The organism is Pseudomonas sp. NLJ1 (assembly GCF_049486705.1).
Taxonomy (GTDB): Bacteria; Pseudomonadota; Gammaproteobacteria; order Pseudomonadales; family Pseudomonadaceae; genus Aquipseudomonas; species Aquipseudomonas inefficax.
This window is the reverse complement of sequence record NZ_CP137735.1, coordinates 2,599,991-2,618,741: the sequence shown is the minus strand read 5'-3', so window position 1 is coordinate 2,618,741 and position 18,751 is coordinate 2,599,991. Positions and strand designations below refer to the sequence as shown.

The 18,751-nt window shown below is 63.4% G+C and carries 14 protein-coding genes and 1 pseudogene; 9 read left to right on the top strand and 6 right to left on the bottom strand.

Annotated features, from left to right (window positions below; translation table 11 throughout):
* Window positions 1–43: 43 nt before the first annotated feature.
* The gene (locus tag R9B85_RS11715; RefSeq protein ID WP_112249867.1) at window positions 44–2,893 is read right to left on the bottom strand and encodes a class I adenylate cyclase; all 2,850 of its coding nucleotides are present in this window, start codon (window positions 2,891–2,893) and stop codon (window positions 44–46) included.
* 172 nt (window positions 2,894–3,065) lie between these two features.
* Here R9B85_RS11715 and R9B85_RS11710 point away from each other — a divergent pair, with 172 nt between their 5' ends.
* The gene (locus tag R9B85_RS11710; RefSeq protein WP_423771031.1) at window positions 3,066–3,518 is read left to right on the top strand and encodes a YaiI/YqxD family protein; all 453 of its coding nucleotides are present in this window, start codon (window positions 3,066–3,068) and stop codon (window positions 3,516–3,518) included.
* Window positions 3,519–3,696: 178 nt separating this feature from the next.
* Here R9B85_RS11710 and elbB read toward each other — a convergent pair whose 3' ends face one another.
* Window positions 3,697–4,356, bottom strand: a complete 660-nt coding sequence (elbB, locus tag R9B85_RS11705) for an isoprenoid biosynthesis glyoxalase ElbB (protein ID WP_215520539.1) — start codon at window positions 4,354–4,356, stop codon at window positions 3,697–3,699.
* Between the two features lie 112 nt (window positions 4,357–4,468).
* Between elbB and R9B85_RS11700 the strand changes: the two are divergent.
* Window positions 4,469–5,047: pseudogene (locus R9B85_RS11700) on the top strand (sterol desaturase family protein); the annotation flags it as partial.
* Between the two features lie 549 nt (window positions 5,048–5,596).
* Here R9B85_RS11700 and R9B85_RS11695 read toward each other — a convergent pair.
* A complete protein-coding gene (locus R9B85_RS11695) occupies window positions 5,597–6,241 on the bottom strand; it encodes a DedA family protein (RefSeq protein WP_181457296.1) in 645 nt (214 codons plus the stop codon).
* A gap of 213 nt (window positions 6,242–6,454) precedes the next feature.
* On the opposite strand from R9B85_RS11695, the gene ppk1 reads away from it, so the two are divergent.
* Window positions 6,455–8,698: a polyphosphate kinase 1 gene (gene ppk1, locus R9B85_RS11690; RefSeq protein WP_112249859.1), complete on the top strand. Its 2,244-nt coding sequence runs from the start codon at window positions 6,455–6,457 to the stop codon at window positions 8,696–8,698.
* On the opposite strand, the gene ppx is transcribed toward ppk1, so the two are convergent.
* Window positions 8,685–10,187, bottom strand: a complete 1,503-nt coding sequence (gene ppx / locus R9B85_RS11685) for an exopolyphosphatase (RefSeq protein WP_112249857.1) — start codon at window positions 10,185–10,187, stop codon at window positions 8,685–8,687. The two genes, ppk1 and ppx, sit on opposite strands and share 14 nt — an antisense overlap.
* Before the next feature lie 254 nt (window positions 10,188–10,441).
* Here ppx and trxA point away from each other — a divergent pair, with 254 nt between their 5' ends.
* The 5 genes from trxA to R9B85_RS11660 all read left to right on the top strand — a co-directional run bounded on the left by trxA (window position 10,442) and on the right by R9B85_RS11660 (window position 15,793).
* Window positions 10,442–10,771 (top strand): thioredoxin TrxA, encoded by a 330-nt coding sequence (gene trxA, locus R9B85_RS11680; protein WP_112249855.1) that lies wholly within the window; start codon window positions 10,442–10,444, stop codon window positions 10,769–10,771.
* A 227-nt stretch (window positions 10,772–10,998) separates the two neighbouring features.
* A complete protein-coding gene (gene rho, locus R9B85_RS11675) occupies window positions 10,999–12,258 on the top strand; it encodes a transcription termination factor Rho (protein ID WP_003253661.1) in 1,260 nt (419 codons plus the stop codon).
* Between the two features lie 203 nt (window positions 12,259–12,461).
* Entirely contained in the window at window positions 12,462–13,928 is a 1,467-nt protein-coding gene (gene ubiD / locus R9B85_RS11670) for a 4-hydroxy-3-polyprenylbenzoate decarboxylase (protein ID WP_112249853.1), read from the top strand.
* Window positions 13,928–14,896 carry a CDP-6-deoxy-delta-3,4-glucoseen reductase gene (locus R9B85_RS11665; RefSeq protein ID WP_013974732.1) on the top strand — a complete coding sequence of 323 codons (969 nt, stop codon included), beginning with the start codon at window positions 13,928–13,930 and terminating at the stop codon, window positions 14,894–14,896. The genes ubiD and R9B85_RS11665 overlap by 1 nt, the downstream gene beginning before the upstream one ends.
* A 246-nt stretch (window positions 14,897–15,142) precedes the next feature.
* Window positions 15,143–15,793, top strand: a complete 651-nt coding sequence (locus R9B85_RS11660) for a gamma-glutamylcyclotransferase (RefSeq protein WP_112249851.1) — start codon at window positions 15,143–15,145, stop codon at window positions 15,791–15,793.
* Between the two features lie 114 nt (window positions 15,794–15,907).
* On the opposite strand, the gene R9B85_RS11655 is transcribed toward R9B85_RS11660, so the two are convergent.
* Window positions 15,908–16,885: an NADPH:quinone oxidoreductase family protein gene (locus tag R9B85_RS11655; protein ID WP_207877048.1), complete on the bottom strand. Its 978-nt coding sequence runs from the start codon at window positions 16,883–16,885 to the stop codon at window positions 15,908–15,910.
* A gap of 169 nt (window positions 16,886–17,054) precedes the next feature.
* Between R9B85_RS11655 and R9B85_RS11650 the strand changes: the two genes are divergently transcribed.
* Window positions 17,055–17,459 (top strand): flagellar basal body-associated protein FliL, encoded by a 405-nt coding sequence (locus R9B85_RS11650; protein WP_025341058.1) that lies wholly within the window; start codon window positions 17,055–17,057, stop codon window positions 17,457–17,459.
* A 179-nt stretch (window positions 17,460–17,638) separates the two neighbouring features.
* Here the strand turns inward: R9B85_RS11650 and R9B85_RS11645 are convergent, their stop codons facing one another.
* Window positions 17,639–18,751, bottom strand: a complete 1,113-nt coding sequence (locus tag R9B85_RS11645; RefSeq protein WP_207877050.1) for an ABC transporter permease — start codon at window positions 18,749–18,751, stop codon at window positions 17,639–17,641.

The window sequence follows — 18,751 nt, the reverse complement described above, 5'->3', positions numbered from 1 at the left end:
CGGTGTTCGCGGGTGAACCCGCTCCCACAGGTACTGCATTGGGTCATTCGCCCAGGACCTGCTCCAACCCCTCGTTCAAAGCCTGCTCCAGCTCCCGCTTGTAGCGCAGGTACAGCTGCGTCGACCCCAGCTGGTCATCCAGCAACTCGGACAAGTCCAGGTCGGTGATGTAGCAGCGGTACTGCTCTGCACCCCGTCGCTGGCCGATGATCTGCCTGGCCACCACCGCATACAGCTGCTCACCATGCTCCAGTTCGGAAAACTCCTGCTGGTCGCAGTACAGCGTCACGTGCGCCGCACCCGCCACCCCGCCCTGGATGATTGCCTGCACCTCGTAGTAAGGCTGGTCGCTACCCTCGAACGGGGCCTGGCGCGGCTCGATGCTGCGTGCCTTGCCTGGCCCGGAAGGCAACAGTTGCGCGTAGTGGATGTCCAGTGAGGCCGCGCGCTGAGTGTCCAACGGCAGACGGGCATCCCGGCGCATCACCACAGAGCGCAGGAAGCGCTGCAGCGGCAACAGCAGGTGGGCTTCGTCGTGCAGCGGCAGGCGTTGCTGCCACAGGGCGTTGTATTCATCCAGCACGTACAGCTCGGCCCAGCCACCCTGCAGGCGGTAGAACACCTGGATGCAGGCTGGCCGACCTTGCTCCAGCACCAGGTGCAGGTCGTGGTCCTGCAGGGCGTTGGCGTCCAGGTACAACGGGCTGTAGGCACTACGCTCTTGGCCCAGGTGGTCCAGCAGCGCCTCATGTTCGGCCAGGGTGGTAAGGCCGACATGTCCGGCCAGCAGCTCCAGCACATGGGTGTGCTGGGCCACCTGCAGCAGGTAGCGGTGGTTCAGGCCCTGGTCCAGCAGCAGCTGCACGGTGTCGAAGATTTCCTCCACGCGCTGGCCGATGGCCTGGGCGCGGCTCTGGCAGAAGCAGCGCACCCGCACCCTCGGACGGTGGCCGCGCAGCACGGGGCTGTTGAGGAAGTCGCGCAGGCAGCGCACCAGCGCGTGCTCGCCGTCATAGCGCTGGACCAATACCTCGTTCCAGCTGTTGAGGGTGACCTGGTCCAGGGTCAGAACCAGGTTTTCGCGCACGCCTGCATAGCTCAGCGAGTCGGTGCGCTCGGTGGTCATCAGGATGTTCAGGTCGCGGTGGTGGCGCAGTGGGTCGATGGCGACGTTGACCAGCAGCAGCACTTCCTCGGCAACGCTGGGTTGCAGCAAGCGAACTTCGCTGACGGTCGGCAAGGGCAGGGGGATGCTCTGCTGCAGGCAGCCCACCAGGTTGAAGAGTTCGAATTCGCTCAGGTCGCTGACACCTGGGTGTAGCGCCAGGCGCGTGCTGCTGTCGATCACCCCGTTGCGATGGGCCCAGGTCAGCAGTTCGAGCAGCTCGCGGCAGCGCTTTAGCGGGCTGAAGTGGTCCACTTCATGAGGGCTCAGGTTGCCGGTGTAGAGCTCCCAGTGGTAGCTGCCAGGCTCCTTGCGGTTAGGCGCCTGGACCAGGGTCAGGGTGCCTTCGGCCAGGTCCGGGGCGATACCGGGGTTGATCACTTCGACCTTGCCGGCGCGGCGCTCGAAGGCTGCGTAAAGGCGCCGGCCCAGCACGTTGAGATCGCGCTGGTCGGCGCGGCTGCTGGCGTTCTGGGTGCGGGCGAACTGGCTGAGGAAGCGGTAGCTGTGGTTCAGTTCGGCCACCAGTTCACGGCGCTCGACGGCAACCTGCTGCACTTTCCATTGGTTGCGACTGTCCAGCAGGGCCAACTGGCGCTGGTCCCAGCCCCACTCGTCGGCCAGGCGCTGCAACAGCCGGCGCTGCCAGCCATTGGCCCGGGCCGGGTCGCTGAGCTTCTTGTTCACCTTCAGGTACAGGCTGCGCCGCACCAGCTCCAGGCGCGCGTGTTCGCCGCGCTGCAGCAGGTAACGCTCGATGCGCCGGTACACCATCACGTAGGGGTCCAGCTCGTCGAGGTCGAGCTGGTTGGCGAACACTGCCTGCTTGTAGTCCAGGCTCAGGCAGCGGACGGCGGGGTGCTCGCTGGCATAGGCCTCGGTCAGCAGCAGCTTGAGCAGTGACTTGTAGGGCGAGTCGATGCCTTTGAACAGCTGCCACAAGCCGGCGCCGACGAATTCGCCGGGCGGAATGTGCGCGAGGTTGCCGAGGTCGAGGGCGTCCTGGCTGCGGATAAAGCGCTTGGACAGCAGAGTCTGGGTATAAGCGTGGTAATCGTGTTCCTGGTAGACCGGCACCAGCCACCACAGAGGCGTGCGCCCGGCCAGCCAGATAGTGGTGCGGTAGAACTCGTCCAGCAGCAGGTAGTGCTGGGTGGTGCCGCAATCGTCGGAACCGAGTTGGCCCTCGCGCTGGCCCTGGGCGAAACCTTGCGTGTCGATCAGGAAGAAGTGCGCCTCGGCACCCAGGCTTGCTGCCCATGCCTCCAGCAGCTGGCATTTGCGGCGCAACTCGCCCAGCTGCTCGTCGGCCAGGCCGGGCGCGTGGCATACCCACAGGTCCATGTCGCTGTGCTCGGCCTGGGCCAGCGAGCCCAGGCTGCCCATCAGGAACAGGCCGTGGATCGGCCGCGGCGGATTGCCATGGCGGGCTTTGTAGGTGAACGAGCGGGCAAGGCGCTGGGCCTCGACTACCAGGTCGGCGCTCGGCTCGTAGCCCGATACGCCGGCGGGAGTGCTGCCGGAGACATAGCCCGGCAGCAACGGGTGGTTCACATGAAACAGCAGTGGCAGCAGCGTCAGCACCTGTTGCTGGCGCGTCGACAGGCCCTCCAGGGCCCGCTGCAGCCGGCCCTGGTTGAGCCGCAGAAAGCGCGCACGCAATGTCGCCAGGACCTTGCGGTCGATGCCTTCGTCCAGGTCAGGGCGGATTTCGTGGGGGTGGTTCATTGCGCACTCGGGGCAGGCCAGCGGAGCTGTGGCGAGTTTAGCCTGAGTGGCGGGGTCGGATAAGCGGCAATTGAAATATTGGCGCCATTTTCCCAACGTGCGTGGCAGCTGCTCCAGCTTTCGTTGCGCTTGAGGCATGATGGAGGCCTCAAGCTGATTGCGAGGTTTTCCGATGCGTGTGTGGATCGATGCCGACGCCTGCCCCAAGGCGGCCAAGGATCTGATCGTAAAGTTCGCCCTCAAGCGCAAGTTCGAGGTAGTGATGGTGGCGGGCCAGGCTGTGGCCAAGCCGGCGTTCGCGATCGTGCGTTTGATCGTGGTGCCCAGCGGCATGGACGCAGCTGACGATTACCTGGTGGAGCACGCCGTGCCCGGCGAGCTGGTGATCTGCAGTGACGTGCCGTTGGCCGACCGCCTGGTGAAAAAGGGCGTGGCGGCGCTGGACCCGCGCGGTCGCGAGTTCGACGAGCGCAACATGGGTGATCGGCTGGCGGCGCGCAACCTGTTTACCGGCCTGCGCGAGCAGGGTCAGGTGGGGGGAGGGCAGGCGCCTTATGGCGAGCGTGAGAAGCAGGCGTTTGCCAATGCGCTGGACCGGATCATCGCCCGGTTGTCCAAGCCTTGAAACGACCCGGCTGGCGGGATGGGCGCGACGTGTGGGAGCGGCCTTGCGTCGCGAAAGGGCCGCGAAGCGGCCCCAGGATTTCAGCTTCGCCGCATGAATTGCCGGGGCCGCGCTGCGGCCCTTTCGCGACACAAGGCCGCTCCCACAGGGACCGCTTCAGATGCTGATCTTGCACCGGTTACTCGTGCGTCAGCTCCAGCACCCGGTCCACCAGCTTGTAGATGCCTCCAGCCGCTTCACTGATCGACTTGGCCTCCATGTACGCCGGGGTGGTGACCAGCTTGCGCTGGGTGTCTTCGACAATGTCGTGTACATCGCATTCTTCATGGGTAGCACCCATCTTCGTCATGGTCTCCGCAGTGCCCGCGTCGCTACCGATGGTGCAGACCACACCCGGCCCGTAGATCTTCGCCGCCAGCGCCGGCGAGATGCAGATCAGGCCAACCGGCTTGCACGCCGCTGCAAAGGCTTCGGCCAGGGCCAGCACATCCGGGTGGACGCTGCAGTTGGCAGCTTCCACGGCAAAGTTGGACAGGTTTTTCGCCGCTCCGAAACCGCCCGGCACGATCAGCGCATCGAAGTCTTCGGCCCTGGCTTCGCGGATGTCCTTGACCTCGCCGCGGGCAATGCGCGCCGATTCCACCAGCACATTGCGCGACTCGGGCATTTCCTCGCCGGTCAGGTGGTTGATCACATGCATCTGCGCAATGTTCGGCGCGAAGCACTGCACCTGCGCACCACGCTGGTCGAGGCGCAGCAGGGTGATCACGCTTTCGTGGATTTCGGCGCCGTCATAAACGCCACAGCCGGAAAGAATCACCGCTACTTTTTTTGTCATGCTTTTTACTCCAGTGTCGAGGCGCTAAATGTCCTCTAGTTTGGCAGATGTAGCCATAGGGATTCCCGCAAGCGCGGCCTAATCTTGGCGGATAACGTCTGAGGTCGTACCCATGGACCTGATTCTGCTGGCCGTGCCGTTCTTCTTCGTGCTGATCGCCGTCGAGCTGCTGGCCGACCATGTGCGTGGCCAGCGCAACTTCACCCTGGCCGACTCGATCAACAGCCTCAGCACCGGCGCGCTGTCGACCAGTACCGGGTTGCTGACCAAAGGGGTGGGGCTGGTGACCTATGCCATGGCGTTCGAGCACATGGCGTTGCTGCAGCTGCCGCCGCAGGCCTGGTGGGTGTGGCTGCTGGCCTTTGTCCTGTACGACTTCTGCTATTACTGGCTGCACCGTCTTGGCCACGAGCGCAACGTGCTGTGGGCTGCGCACTCGGTGCATCACCAGAGCGAGGAGTACAACCTCACTACGGCGCTGCGCCAGACCAGCAGCGGGTTCATCTTCTCGTGGCTGTTCTACCTGCCGCTGGCGTTGCTCGGTGTGCCGCCGCTGGTGTTCATCACGGTGGCGTCGCTCAACCTGCTTTACCAGTTCTGGGTGCATACCCGGCACATTCCCAAGCTGGGCTGGCTCGAGTGGGTGTTGATCACGCCATCCAACCATCGCGTCCACCATGCGCAAAATCCTGCTTACTTGGATCGCAATTACGGCGGCGTGTTCATTCTCTGGGATCGTCTGTTCGGCACCTTCAAAGAGGAGGACCCGGCCGAACCGGTGGTGTTCGGGGTGACCACGCCGCTGGCCAGCTGGAACCCGCTGTGGGCCAACCTGCAGTTCTATGCCCAGCTCTGGCACGATGCCCGGCGCGCTGACAGCCTGTGGGACAAGCTGCGGATCTGGTTCATGCCCACCGGCTGGCGCCCGGCCGATGTGGCCGCACGCTACCCACAGGCCAAGCAGGACCTGGCGTTGTTCCGCAAGTTCGAGGTTGCCCTGGGCCGCGCGCAGCAGGCCTATGTGGCGGCGCAATTCGTGGTTTACGTGGCGCTGGGCAGCTATCTGATGGAGGTAGCCGAGCGAGTGCCAACCGCCGCCCTGTTGCTCGGCTGGGGGCTGATGGCGTTTGGCTTGTTCGTGCTTGGCGCGCTGCTGGAGAACCGGCCATGGGCCGTGCGCCTGGAGCTGGTACGGTTGCTGGCGAATGCGCCGGCGCTGTACCTGGCCGGCGCACTGGGCCTAGCGGTGGTCGTGCCGCTGGCCTGGTTGCTGCTCGTGGCTTACAGCCTGCTCAGCCTCTGGGGCCTGGGCCTTGCCCGCCGCCTTGCGCTCCGCGCGCAACGTGCGGAAGCGCCGGCGCAGCCATAGCAGGCCGCCCAGCGCCAACAGGCCACCGAGCACCCATAGCTCGTAGCGCTTCACGTTGCCCAGCAGGCCTTCGAGGATGGCGCCGAAATGGTACGCGGCCGCGCCCAGGGCCACTGCCCAGATGGCCGCGCCGATACCGTTCAGCAGCAGATAGCGGCGTGGTGGGTAGCCGGACAGGCCAATGGCCACCGGCATGACCGTGCGCAAGCCATAGACGAAGCGGAAACTCAGTACCCAGATGTCGGGGTGGCGACGGATGTGGTCCAGCGCCCGGTCACCCATCGCCTGCCAGCGCGGTTTGCGTGCCAGGATCCTGCGCCCGTGGCGGCGGCCCATGAAGTACCACAGCTGGTCGCCGGCATAGCTGCCGAAAAACGCCACCAGGCACACCAGGTTGATGTCCATGTAACCGCGGAACGCAAGGAATCCCGCAAGCACCAGGATGGTCTCGCCTTCGAAGAAGGTGCCTAGAAAAAGGGCGAAGTAGCCGAAATCCTGCAGGAATTGTTGAAGCATTTTCTGAGGTGCTGGCGAAATGAACGCGAAGCCTACCCCTTCGCGCGCGTTCGTGAAAGTGTCCAAATGTGTCTCGACATGAACAATTCCCGCTCGGAGAATGCCAGAAGCCACGCGGCATGGCTTGCCCTGGCATGTAACACAGGCGTCATAATGGGCGCTTATCTTGCCGCTCAATAGATGATAGGGCGTTAACGTCCTCAGGAACGCCAGATGAATAATGAAGTGCTAACCCCTGTCGCGATCAAGGATGCTCAGGAACTCCCCGAAGAGATGGTGCAGACCCCGCCAGACCTGCCGCCGGCCCCCCAGCCTGCCGCGGAACCGGTGGCAGAGGCTGCGGCTCCGGCCCCTGCGCCGGCCCCGGCGATCGTCATCCCGGGCCTGGACGACAGCAGCCTGTACATTCATCGCGAACTCTCGCAGCTGCAGTTCAATATCCGTGTGCTGGAACAGGCGCTGGACGAGAGTTACCCGCTGCTCGAACGCCTCAAGTTCCTGTTGATCTTCTCCAGCAACCTCGACGAGTTCTTCGAGATCCGCGTCGCCGGCCTGAAGAAGCAGATCAACTTTGCCCGTGAGCAGGCCGGTGCCGACGGCCTGCAGCCGCACCAGGCGCTGGCGCGCATCAGCGACCTGGTGCACAGCGAAGTGGAGCGCCAGTACGCGATTCTCAACGATGTGCTGCTGCCGGAGCTGGAAAAGCACCATATCCGCTTCATCCGCCGCCGTTACTGGACACCCAAGCTCAAGACCTGGGTGCGCCGCTACTTCCGCGATGAAATCGCCCCGATCATCACCCCGATCGGCCTCGACCCGACTCACCCATTCCCGCTGCTGGTGAACAAGAGCCTCAACTTCATCGTCGAGCTCGAGGGTGTCGATGCCTTCGGCCGCGATTCGGGCCTGGCGATCATCCCGGCCCCGCGCCTGCTACCGCGGGTCATCCGGGTGCCGGAAGATGTGGGTGGCCCCGGCGCCAACTACGTGTTCCTGTCCTCGATGATCCACGCGCACGCCGACGACCTGTTCCAGGGCATGAAGGTGAAGGGCTGCTACCAGTTCCGCCTGACCCGTAACGCCGACCTGGCGTTGGACTCCGAAGAGGTCGACGACCTGGCTCGCGCCCTGCGCGGCGAGCTGTTCTCGCGCCGCTACGGTGACGCCGTGCGCCTGGAAGTAGCCGACACCTGCCCGAAACATCTGTCGGACTACCTGCTCAAGCAGTTCAGCCTCAGCGAAAGCGAGCTGTACCAGGTCAACGGCCCGGTCAACCTTACCCGCCTGTTCAGCATCACCGGCCTGGACAGCCACCCCGAGCTGCAGTACACGCCGTTCACCCCGGCGATCCCCAAGCTGCTGGTCAACGCCGACAACATCTTCAGCGTGATCGGCAAGCAGGACATCCTGCTGATGCACCCGTTCGAGTCCTTCACCCCGGTGATCGACCTGCTGCGCCAGGCCGCCAAGGACCCACATGTGCTTGCCGTGCGCCAGACGCTGTACCGTTCCGGGGCCAACTCGGAAATCGTCGATGCGCTGGTGGACGCGGCGCGTAACGGCAAGGAGGTCACCGCAGTGATCGAGTTGCGGGCACGCTTCGACGAAGAGTCCAACCTGCAGATGGCCAGCCGCCTGCAAGCGGCCGGTGCGGTGGTGATCTACGGCGTGGTCGGCTTCAAGACCCACGCCAAGATGATGCTGATCCTGCGCCGCGAGCAGGGTGAGATCGTGCGTTATGCGCACCTGGGCACCGGTAACTACCACGCCGGCAACGCCCGTCTGTACACCGACTACAGCCTGCTAACCTCCGACGACGCCCTCACCGAGGACGTCGGCAAGTTGTTCAGCCAGCTGATCGGCATGGGCAAGACCCTGCGCATGAAGAAACTGCTGCACGCGCCGTTCACCCTGAAGAAGGGCATGCTCGACATGATCGCGCGCGAAACCCAGTTCGCCCTCGAAGGCAAGCCGGCGCATATCATTGCCAAGTTCAACTCGCTGACCGACGCCAAGGTCATCAAGGCGCTGTACAAGGCCAGCCAGTCGGGCGTGAAGATCGATCTGGTGGTGCGTGGCATGTGCTGCCTGCGCCCAGGTATTCCGGGGGTTTCGCACAATATCCAGGTGCGCTCCATCATCGGCCGCTTCCTCGAGCACACGCGAGTGTTCTACTTCCTCAATGGCGGCGAAGAGCAGATCTACCTGTCCAGTGCCGACTGGATGGAGCGCAACCTCGACAAGCGCGTCGAGACTTGCTTCCCGGTGGAAGGCAAGAAGCTGTTGCTGCGGGTGAAGAAGGAGCTGGAAGGCTACCTGACCGACAACACCCACGCCTGGACCCTGCAGCCGGACGGGCGCTACGTGCGCAGCACGCCAACCGGCAACCAGAACCCGCGTAGTGCCCAGGCGACCCTGCTGGAGCGCCTGAGCAACCCGGTCCTCAACGTACGCTGAGGACGAAGCCGACCCGGGCCAGCCACTCCGCCTCGTTGGCGAAGTCGGCCTGGGTCAGCTGGTTCTGTTCCAGCCAGCCGGCGGGGAACACCACATCCAGGCTGTTATCGCCAGCCTTCAGCTCTACCTTGGGCATCTGCTGGTTGCCACGGATGTGATGGAAAAGGATGGCGAAGCGCAGCAGCACGCACAGGCGCAGCAGCTTGACCCCTTCCTCGCCCAGTTCGGCGATCTTGTCCTTGGGAATGTTGCGGCGGTGGCCGCGCACCAGCAAGGCCATCATCTGTTGGTCCTCGCGGGAGAAGCCTGACAGGTCGGAGTGCTCGATCAGGTAGGCGCCGTGCTTGTGGTAATGGTAGTGGGCGATATCCAGGCCGATTTCGTGCACTTTCGCGGCCCAGCCCAGCAGATCGCGCCAGTTCCCGTCTTTCAGGTCCCACGCGGCGGCCACCTGGTCGAAAGCGTGCAGCGCCTTGCGCTCGACGCGCGCGGCCTGGCCTTGGTCCACGTGGTAGCGCTCCATCAGCGAGTTCAGGGTGCGTTCGCGCACATCTTCGTGGTGGTGGCGGCCCAGCAGGTCGAACAGCACGCCTTCGCGCAGGGCTCCGTCGCAGTGGTCCATGCGCTGCAGTTCCAGGGCATCGAAGATCGCTTCGAGAATTGCCAGGCCCGCGGGGAAGATGGTGCGGCGGTCCGGCTTGACGCCTTCGAAGTCGATCCTGTCGACCTCACCCAGCTTGAACAGCTTGCGCTTGACCCAGGCCAGCCCCTCGGCGTTGACCTCGCCATTGCCCAGGCCACCTGCCTTGATGGCAGCGCCGATGGCACGAATGGTACCGGACGAGCCGATGGCCTCGTCCCAGGTCAGGCGGTGCAGGGCATTCTCGATGCTCATCAGCTCGAGGCGCGCGGCGGTGTAGGCCTGGGCGTAGCGGGCCGGGGTGATCTTGCCATCGCGGAAGTAGCGCTGGGTGAAGCTGACGCAGCCCATCTGCAGGCTTTCGCGCAGCAGCGGCTCGAAGCGCTGGCCGATGATGAACTCGGTACTGCCGCCGCCGATATCGGCCACCAGGCGCTTGCCGGGGGTATCGGCCAGGGTGTGCGACACGCCCAGGTAGATCAGGCGCGCTTCTTCACGGCCGGAAATCACCTCGACCGGGTGGCCAAGGATGGCTTCGGCGCGCTGGATGAATTCGTTGCGGTTGCGCGCTTCGCGCAAGGCGTTGGTACCGACGATGCGCACGGAGCCTGCCGGCATGCCGTTGATCAGTTGGGAAAAGCGCTTGAGGCAATCCAGGCCTCGTTCCATTGCCTCTTCACTGAGCTTGCGGTCTTCGTCGATGCCGGCGGCCAACTGAACCTTCTCGCCGAGCCGCTCGAGAATGCGGATTTCGGTATGGTGGGCCTTGGCCACGACCATGTGGAAACTGTTGGAGCCAAGGTCGATGGCGGCGATCAGGGACAGGTTCTTCGCGATGGTATGCGGCATGATCTGGTTGTTCTCGGTCGTTAACCTGGCAATCGTGCCACGATAGCAGGCTGTCGCCAACGCGTGGTACAAAGCCGTTGAGCTGGCCTTGATGCAAGGCAATGTGCCATTCGATGCTATGACGTTTGTGTGACAGTTTCGATTCGTGGCGTCTTGCACAACTATAGTTACACTCAATCGTCCGCGGCTTCCTGTCGGGCGTGGGTGCGGCTATCATGGGCCACGTTTTTTTGCTTACGACCCTGGAGATATCCATGAGCAGCGATCTGATCAAACATGTCACCGACGCCTCCTTCGAAGCCGATGTCCTTAAGGCCGAAGGCGCCGTACTGGTCGACTACTGGGCTGAATGGTGCGGTCCATGCAAGATGATCGCTCCGGTACTGGACGACATCGCTGCTACCTACGAGGGCAAACTGACCGTCGCCAAGCTGAACATCGACGAGAACCAGGAAACCCCGGCCAAGCACGGCGTGCGTGGTATCCCGACGCTGATGCTGTTCAAGAACGGCAACGTCGAAGCCACCAAGGTCGGCGCCCTGTCCAAATCGCAGCTGGCCGCGTTCCTCGACGCCCACCTGTGATGTGGAAAAGCCCCGCAGATGCGGGGCTTTTCTTTTTCAGAGCACTAGACGCAGAAAAAAGCAAGTGTTACATTCGGCCTCGCACTGCTTCTCCAGTGCCCTCTACATGCCGTCGCCGAAGCATCCCTAATTCGAATCAGTACGCGATCCTGTCGCCATCTAGCGGCGCGGCCTCATTAAGCCAGAAGCTTAATTCTCCCTTCTTACATGATTACGTCACTCCCCTTATGAACCTGACTGAACTCAAGCAAAAGCCGATTACCGATCTTTTGGAAATGGCCGAACAGATGGGCATCGAAAACATGGCCCGTTCGCGCAAACAGGACGTGATTTTCGCCCTGCTGAAGAAGCACGCGAAAAGCGGCGAAGAGATCTCGGGTGACGGCGTGCTGGAGATCCTCCAGGATGGTTTCGGTTTCCTGCGTTCGGCTGATGCGTCCTACCTGGCCGGCCCTGACGATATCTACGTCTCGCCCAGCCAGATCCGCCGTTTCAACCTGCGTACCGGCGACACCATCGTCGGCAAGATCCGCCCGCCGAAGGAAGGAGAGCGTTACTTCGCCCTGCTGAAGGTCGACACCATCAACTTCGACCGCCCGGAAAACGCGAAGAACAAGATCCTGTTCGAAAACCTGACGCCGCTGTTCCCGAACAAGCGCCTGAAGATGGAAGCCGGTAACGGCTCCACCGAAGACCTGACCGGCCGCGTCATCGACCTGTGCGCCCCGATCGGCAAAGGCCAGCGTGGCCTGATCGTTGCCCCGCCGAAAGCGGGCAAGACGATCATGCTGCAGAACATCGCGGCCAACATCACCCGTAACAACCCCGAGTGCCACCTGATCGTCCTGCTGATCGACGAGCGCCCGGAAGAAGTGACCGAAATGCAGCGCACCGTGCGCGGCGAAGTGGTTGCCTCTACCTTCGATGAGCCGCCAACCCGCCACGTGCAAGTTGCCGAAATGGTGATCGAGAAGGCCAAGCGCCTGGTCGAGCACAAGAAGGACGTGGTCATCCTGCTGGACTCCATTACTCGTCTGGCGCGTGCCTACAACACCGTGATCCCGAGCTCCGGCAAGGTACTGACCGGTGGTGTCGATGCCCACGCCCTGGAGAAGCCGAAGCGTTTCTTCGGTGCCGCGCGTAACATCGAGGAAGGCGGTTCGCTGACCATCATCGCCACCGCGCTGGTCGAAACCGGCTCGAAGATGGACGAGGTGATCTACGAAGAGTTCAAGGGCACCGGCAACATGGAGCTGCCGCTGGATCGCCGCATCGCTGAAAAGCGCGTGTTCCCGGCCATCAACATCAACCGTTCCGGCACTCGCCGCGAAGAGCTGCTGACCGCCGACGACGAACTGCAGCGCATGTGGATCCTGCGCAAGCTGCTGCACCCGATGGACGAAATCGCCGCCATCGAGTTCCTGGTCGACAAGCTCAAGCAGACCAAGACCAACGATGAGTTCTTCCTGTCGATGAAGCGCAAGTAAGCGTTTCAGTTCGGGATTGATTGGGGCTGCTTTGCAGCCCATCGCGACACAAGGCCGCTCCTACAGGGAATACGTAACCTGTAGGAGCGGCCTTGTGTCGCGATGGGTCGCGAAGCGGCCCCAATGCATTTTTGCCCCCAAACAGAGCCCGAACGGCGCTACACTCTGCACCCCGACCGATACGGCCAATACGAGGCTCCTGCATGCAGTATCGCGACTTGCGCGACTTCATCCGTGGCCTGGAACAGCGCGGCGAGCTCAAGCGCATCCAGGTTCCGATCTCCCCCGTCCTGGAAATGACCGAGGTCTGCGACCGCACCCTGCGTGCCAAGGGCCCGGCATTGCTGTTCGAAAAACCCACCGGCTTCGACATTCCGGTGCTGGGCAACCTGTTCGGAACCCCGGAGCGCGTGGCCATGGGCATGGGCGCCGAGTCGGTCGATGAACTGCGCGAGATCGGCAAGCTGCTGGCCTTCCTCAAGGAGCCCGAGCCGCCGAAGGGCCTGAAGGATGCCTGGTCCAAGCTGCCGATCTTCAAGAAAGTCGTGTCGATGGCGCCGAAAGTGGTCAAGGATGCAGTGTGTCAGGAAGTGCTGGTCGAGGGGGACGATGTCGACCTCGGCGCTCTGCCGATCCAGCACTGCTGGCCGGGCGATGTGGCGCCGCTGATCACCTGGGGGCTCACAGTCACCCGCGGCCCGAACAAGGACCGCCAGAACCTGGGCATCTACCGCCAGCAGGTGATCGGCCGCAACAAAGTCATCATGCGCTGGCTCAGCCACCGTGGCGGCGCCCTCGACTACCGCGAATGGTGCGAGAAGAACCCTGGCCAGCCGTTCCCGGTGGCCGTGGCCCTGGGCGCTGACCCGGCCACTATCCTCGGCGCCGTGACCCCGGTGCCGGACACCCTCTCCGAGTACGCCTTCGCCGGCCTGCTGCGCGGCAACCGCACCGAACTGGTCAAGTGCCGGGGCAGCAATCTGCAGGTGCCGGCCACCGCCGAAATCATCCTGGAGGGTGTGATCCACCCGGGCGAAATGGCCCCGGAAGGCCCATACGGCGACCACACCGGCTACTACAACGAAGTGGACAGCTTCCCGGTGTTCACCGTCGAGCGCATCACCCATCGGCAGAAACCGATCTACCACAGCACCTACACCGGTCGCCCACCAGACGAACCGGCGATCCTCGGCGTGGCGCTGAACGAAGTGTTCGTGCCGATCCTGCAGAAGCAGTTCCCGGAAATCGTCGATTTCTACCTGCCGCCGGAAGGCTGCTCGTACCGCATGGCGGTGGTGACCATGAAAAAGCAGTACCCGGGCCACGCCAAGCGCGTGATGCTGGGTGTATGGTCGTTCCTGCGACAGTTCATGTACACCAAGTTCGTTATTGTCACCGATGACGATATCAATGCCCGTGACTGGAATGATGTGATCTGGGCCATCACCACGCGCATGGACCCCAAGCGTGATACGGTGATGATCGACAACACCCCGATCGACTACCTGGACTTCGCGTCGCCGGTATCCGGGCTGGGGTCGAAGATGGGCCTGGACGCCACGCACAAGTGGCCGGGCGAGACTACACGCGAATGGGGACGGGTCATCGTCAAGGACGAGGCCGTCACCCGCCGTATCGATGAGCTGTGGGATCAGTTGGGAATAGATTGATGCAGGTAACGTTGCAGCCGTCCGGGGCGGTGCTGGCGCTCGAACCCGGGGAACGGATCCTGGATGGAGCGCGGCGGCTGGGCTATGACTGCCCGAACAGCTGCCGCAATGGCAATTGCCATGTCTGCGCCGCGTTGTTGGTCGAAGGCCGGGTACGCCAGGACGGCGAAGTCCGCGACCATGGCGAGCTGTTCACCTGCATTGCCGAGCCGCTGGAGGATTGCGTGTTGCTCTGGGATGGTGTGCTCGCCCTGGGCGAGCTGCCGGTGCGCAAACTGGCGTGCAGTGTCAGTGAGTGCGTCGAGGTCGGTGGCGACGTCTGGCGCGTGCGGTTGCGCGCGCCGGCTGGCAGGCCGCCGCGCTACCACGCGGGGCAGTACCTGATGATCGAACGCGAAGGCGGCAAGCAGGCGGCATTTTCGCTGGCTTCCGCACCCCATGCCGGGCGCGAGCTGGAGCTGCATGTGCTGGCGCGCGAGCCCAGTGCGCTGCAACTTATCGAGCAGCTCAAGCGCGACGGTCTGGCTCGCATCGAAATGCCGTTCGGCGACACCCACCTGGCCGAGTTGCCCGACGGGCCGCTGGTGCTGATTGCTGCTGGCACCGGCATGGGCCAGATGCACAGCCTGGTCGAGCATTGCCGGGCTCAGGGTTTCAAGCACCCGGTGCACCTGTACTGGGGCGTGCGCCGGCCCGAGGACTTCTACCAGATCGAGCATTGGGACGAATGGCAGCGCCTGCCCAACCTGTTCCTGCACCAGGTGGTCAGCGACCTGTGCGGCTGGGAAGGCCGTTGCGGCATGCTGCATGAGGCTGTTTGCGAGGACATCGCCGACCTCAACAGCGTGCATGTATATGCCAGCGGCTCGCCGAACATGATCTATGCCACTCTCGACGCCTTGGTCGAAGCCGGCATGGATGCGCATCGCATGCGCGCAGATGTTTTTGCCTACGCGCCACGCGGCTAATAACCGAAGTTTGAAAGTATGGGTATAAGGCGGTAATTGTTACCGCCTTGGCCAATAACTTTCGCAGTTGCCGAAACAGTACTTTCCAGTCGTCGGGAGCGCGGATGAAACTCTGGCGCGAGGGCTTGAGTATTCCTGCACTTCTGTCCTATGGTTACTGCAAGCGCCCCTGGTACAGAGGCTTTGGGGTGCATCGTAATCGAATCTCGCTACATCCGTAGTTCACAGGGATAATGGCGGCAGCTTATGTCGGCACTTGAAAGTATGTCCTGGGAAGTTCCATATCCACCGACACTCGACTTCGGTCAGCAACATACTCGCGAACAGTTGTTCAGTTCCATGAAGACAACCATGTCTCGCCATCAGGGTGGGCCGGTGTGGCTGTTCGCCTATGGTTCGTTGATCTGGCGGCCGGAGTGCAACTCGGTGGAACGCCAACGCGCTCGAGTGCATGGTTACCACCGAGGCTTGTACCTGTGGTCGCACGAACACCGCGGCACGCCGGAAACCCCCGGCCTGGTGTTCGGCCTGGACCGTGGTGGCTCCTGCAGTGGTTTTGCCTACCGGCTGGATGAAAGCACCCTGGACGATTCGCTGATGGCCCTGTGGCAGCGCGAGATGCCATACCCGGCGTACCGGCCGCACTGGCTCAGTTGCCGTTTGGGTGATGGCAGCAAGGTGCAGGCTCTGGGCTTCGTGCTGGAGCGGCATTTACCGTGCTACGCCGGGAACCTGCCGGACACACTGCTCAGCCAGATCCTGGCCAGTGCCAAGGGGCGCTATGGCACCACGCGTGATTACGTCGAACAGACCTTGAATGCCCTGCGCAGCCACCAGATGCCCGATCGCAACCTGGAGGCGCGGTTCAGGCGCTGCCATAACCTGCGGGAAGTTTGATTACCTGTGCCGGCCTCTTCGCGGGTGAACTCGCTCCCACAGGTACTGCACATTCCTTGAGGGCGGTGCGGTCCCTGTGGGAGCGGGTTCACCCGCGAAAAGGCCGGAACTGTCTTACCTGGCCAGCACCACCAACTTACCCACAGCCTGCCGCTGCCCCAGCCTCTCAATGGCCGCCCCTGCCTCAGCCAGTGGATAAGTCTGCGACACCAGCGGCTTCAACTTGCCTTCGGCATGCCAGGCAAACAGCTGCCGGAAGTTGGCCGCATTGTCCTCCGGCTGACGCTGGGCAAACGCCCCCCAGAACACCCCGAGCACCGCCGCGCCCTTGAGCAACACCAGGTTGGCCGCCAGCTGCGGGATGGCCCCGCTGGCAAAGCCCACCACCAGCAACCTGCCATTCCAGGCCAGCCCGCGCACCGCCTGCTCGAACAACTCGCCACCCACCGGGTCGTAGATCACGTCGACGCCCTGGCCACCCGTCAAGCGCTTGATCTCCTCACGCAGGCTGGCCTGGCTGTAGTCGATCAGTTCATCTGCCCCGGCTGCCTTGGCCACAGCCAGTTTCTCCGCACTGCTGGCCGCCGCGATCACCCGCGCGCCCAGCGCCTTGCCGATCTCCACCGCCGCCAGCCCGACCCCGCCGGAAGCGCCCAGCACCAGCAGGGTCTCGCCCGCCTGCAACTGGCCGCGCTGGCGCAGGGCGTGCATGGAGGTGCCGTAGGTCATGCCGAACGCTGCAGCAGTGGTGAAGTCCATGCTCGGGGGGATCGGCAGCACATTGTAGAACGGCACCGCCACCTGCTCGGCGAACGCACCCCAGCCGGTCAGCGCCATGACCCGTTCGCCGACCTTGAACGCGCCGGCTTTTTCCCCGACTGCGGCCACCACGCCCGCCGCCTCGCCGCCTGGGGAGAACGGCAACGGTGGCTGGAACTGGTACTTGCCTTCGATGATCAGGGTATCGGGGAAATTGACCCCGGCGGCATGCACATCCAGCAGGATTTCGTTTTTCTTCGGCACCGGGCTGGGTACTTCTTCCAGCACCAGGTTGCGCGCCGGGCCCAGGGTTTTGCACAACACAGCTTTCATCGGGGCTATTCCTTTGCGGGTCGTGGCCGATAAGTGTAGGAAGGCCGCCTGCCGGGTCAACGAGCATGGCCCGCCCTGATGTGCGGGCATAAGTGGCGGCACTAGCCCGGGCTTGGGTTTGAAGGGCATGCTGGGTAAGCTGGCGCCAACTGTATTGAGGAGCGAATTTGTGAAAGCGTGGATCTTGATGGTGCTGGCGCTGCTGCTGCCGGCTGCGGCCATGGCCGAGGAAGCCAAGGAAGGGGCGCCCAAGGTCGCCTACATCAGCCTGAGCCCGCCCTTTGTCGGCAACTATGCGCTCGACGGCAGCCCGCGGCTGCGCGTGTACAAGGCCGATGTGGCCCTGCGAGTGACCGGCGACGAAGCCGCGAAGGCGGTGAAGCACCATGAGCCGCTGATCCGCAACCAGCTGGTGGCGCTGTTCACCCAGCAGTCGGTGGACAGCATGAGCAACGTCGAAGCCAAGGAGCATCTTCGCCAGGAAGCGCTGAAGCAGGTGCAGCAGGTGATGGAAGCCGAAGAGGGCAAGCCGATTGTTGAGGACCTGCTGTTCAACAACCTGATCGTGCAGTGACCGGCAAGCCGGCTCTCTCAGGAGCAGCGCAATCCGCACTGTGGCGCGATCCCGTGGGAGCGGCTTTAGCCGCGAAGAATCCAACGCGGTGCATGGCACCGGCTGCGCCGGTATTCGCGGGTAAACCCGCTCCCACAGGAATCGCGCAAACTTCAGATTTTGAGCCGGGTATGCGCGGGTCAGGACGCCAGGCTACGGCGAAACCGCGCCAGCGCCACGGCGAAGAACACCAGGCCGATCACGGCCAGCGCCAGGATGTCCGGCCACACCACCGTCCACCCGGCATCACGGAACAGGATTGCGGCGCCAAGGCTGACGAAGTGAGTCGACGGCGACCCTTGCATCACCCACTGCAACCACTGCGGCATGCTGTCCAGTGGTGTGCTGCCGCCTGACAGCAACAGCATCGGGATGATCACCGGGATCGCCAGCAGGCCGAACTGCGGCGTCGAGCGTGCCAGAGTGGCGAGGAATATCCCTAGTGCGGTACTGGCGAACAGGTACAGCGCGGTCACTGCCAGGAACAGCCCCATCGAGCCGACCAACGGCACGCCAAGCGCACCCTTGACCACAACCACCAGCGAAATCCAGGTGCAGATCACCACCACCAGCGCATTGCTGGCGATTTTCGCCAGCATGATTTCCAGCGCGGTCAGCGGCAGCACCAGCAGGTGGTCGAGGGTGCCGTGCTCGCGTTCGCGCAGCAGCGCGGTGCCGGTGAGGATGATCGCCAGGATGGTGATGTTGTTGACGATCTGGATCACCGCCAGGAACCAGCCACCCTCCAGGTTGGGGTTGAACAGGGCCTTGGCGTTAATTACCACCGGGCTCTGCGTATTGTTGCGCTGGCTGTAGTCGAGCAACTCGCGTTCGAAGATGCGGCCGATGTAGCCAGCCCCCATGAAGGCCTGGCTCATGGCTGTGGCGTCGACATTGATCTGCAGCTCCGGCGAGCGCCCGGCCAGCAGGTCGCTCTGGAAACTCACCGGCACGTTGATCACGAAGGTGTACTGGCCGCTGTCCATGGCCTGGTCCAGGCGCTCTGCGGCCAGCGGAGCGGCGGGCTGGAACTCGGGCGGTTGCAAGGCTTCGCCGAGTTTGCGCGAGAGCAGGCTGTGGTCTTCGTCCACTATCGCGACACTGGCGTTGTGCACGCCGATTACCGAGCCCGCCGCCGGCATGTAGATGGCCACGCTGAAGGCATACAGCAGGAACAACAGCAGTACGCTGTCATGGCGCAGGCTGGTCAGCTCTTTAAGGCCCAGGCGCAGGGTGTGATTCAGGCGCGACAT

Coding starts and splice junctions, on each gene's coding strand:
- ppx (WP_112249857.1), bottom strand. CDS start 10,187: ATGCCGCATACCATCGCGAAGAACCTGTCCCTGATCGCCGCCATCGAC.
- trxA (WP_112249855.1), top strand. CDS start 10,442: ATGAGCAGCGATCTGATCAAACATGTCACCGACGCCTCCTTCGAAGCC.
- R9B85_RS11715 (WP_112249867.1), bottom strand. CDS start 2,893: ATGAACCACCCCCACGAAATCCGCCCTGACCTGGACGAAGGCATCGAC.
- R9B85_RS11645 (WP_207877050.1), bottom strand. CDS start 18,751: ATGTCGCGCCTGAATCACACCCTGCGCCTGGGCCTTAAAGAGCTGACC.
- R9B85_RS11710 (WP_423771031.1), top strand. CDS start 3,066: ATGCGTGTGTGGATCGATGCCGACGCCTGCCCCAAGGCGGCCAAGGAT.
- R9B85_RS11655 (WP_207877048.1), bottom strand. CDS start 16,885: ATGAAAGCTGTGTTGTGCAAAACCCTGGGCCCGGCGCGCAACCTGGTG.
- R9B85_RS11695 (WP_181457296.1), bottom strand. CDS start 6,241: ATGCTTCAACAATTCCTGCAGGATTTCGGCTACTTCGCCCTTTTTCTA.
- R9B85_RS11665 (WP_013974732.1), top strand. CDS start 13,928: ATGCAGGTAACGTTGCAGCCGTCCGGGGCGGTGCTGGCGCTCGAACCC.
- ppk1 (WP_112249859.1), top strand. CDS start 6,455: ATGAATAATGAAGTGCTAACCCCTGTCGCGATCAAGGATGCTCAGGAA.
- rho (WP_003253661.1), top strand. CDS start 10,999: ATGAACCTGACTGAACTCAAGCAAAAGCCGATTACCGATCTTTTGGAA.
- R9B85_RS11660 (WP_112249851.1), top strand. CDS start 15,143: ATGTCGGCACTTGAAAGTATGTCCTGGGAAGTTCCATATCCACCGACA.
- elbB (WP_215520539.1), bottom strand. CDS start 4,356: ATGACAAAAAAAGTAGCGGTGATTCTTTCCGGCTGTGGCGTTTATGAC.
- ubiD (WP_112249853.1), top strand. CDS start 12,462: ATGCAGTATCGCGACTTGCGCGACTTCATCCGTGGCCTGGAACAGCGC.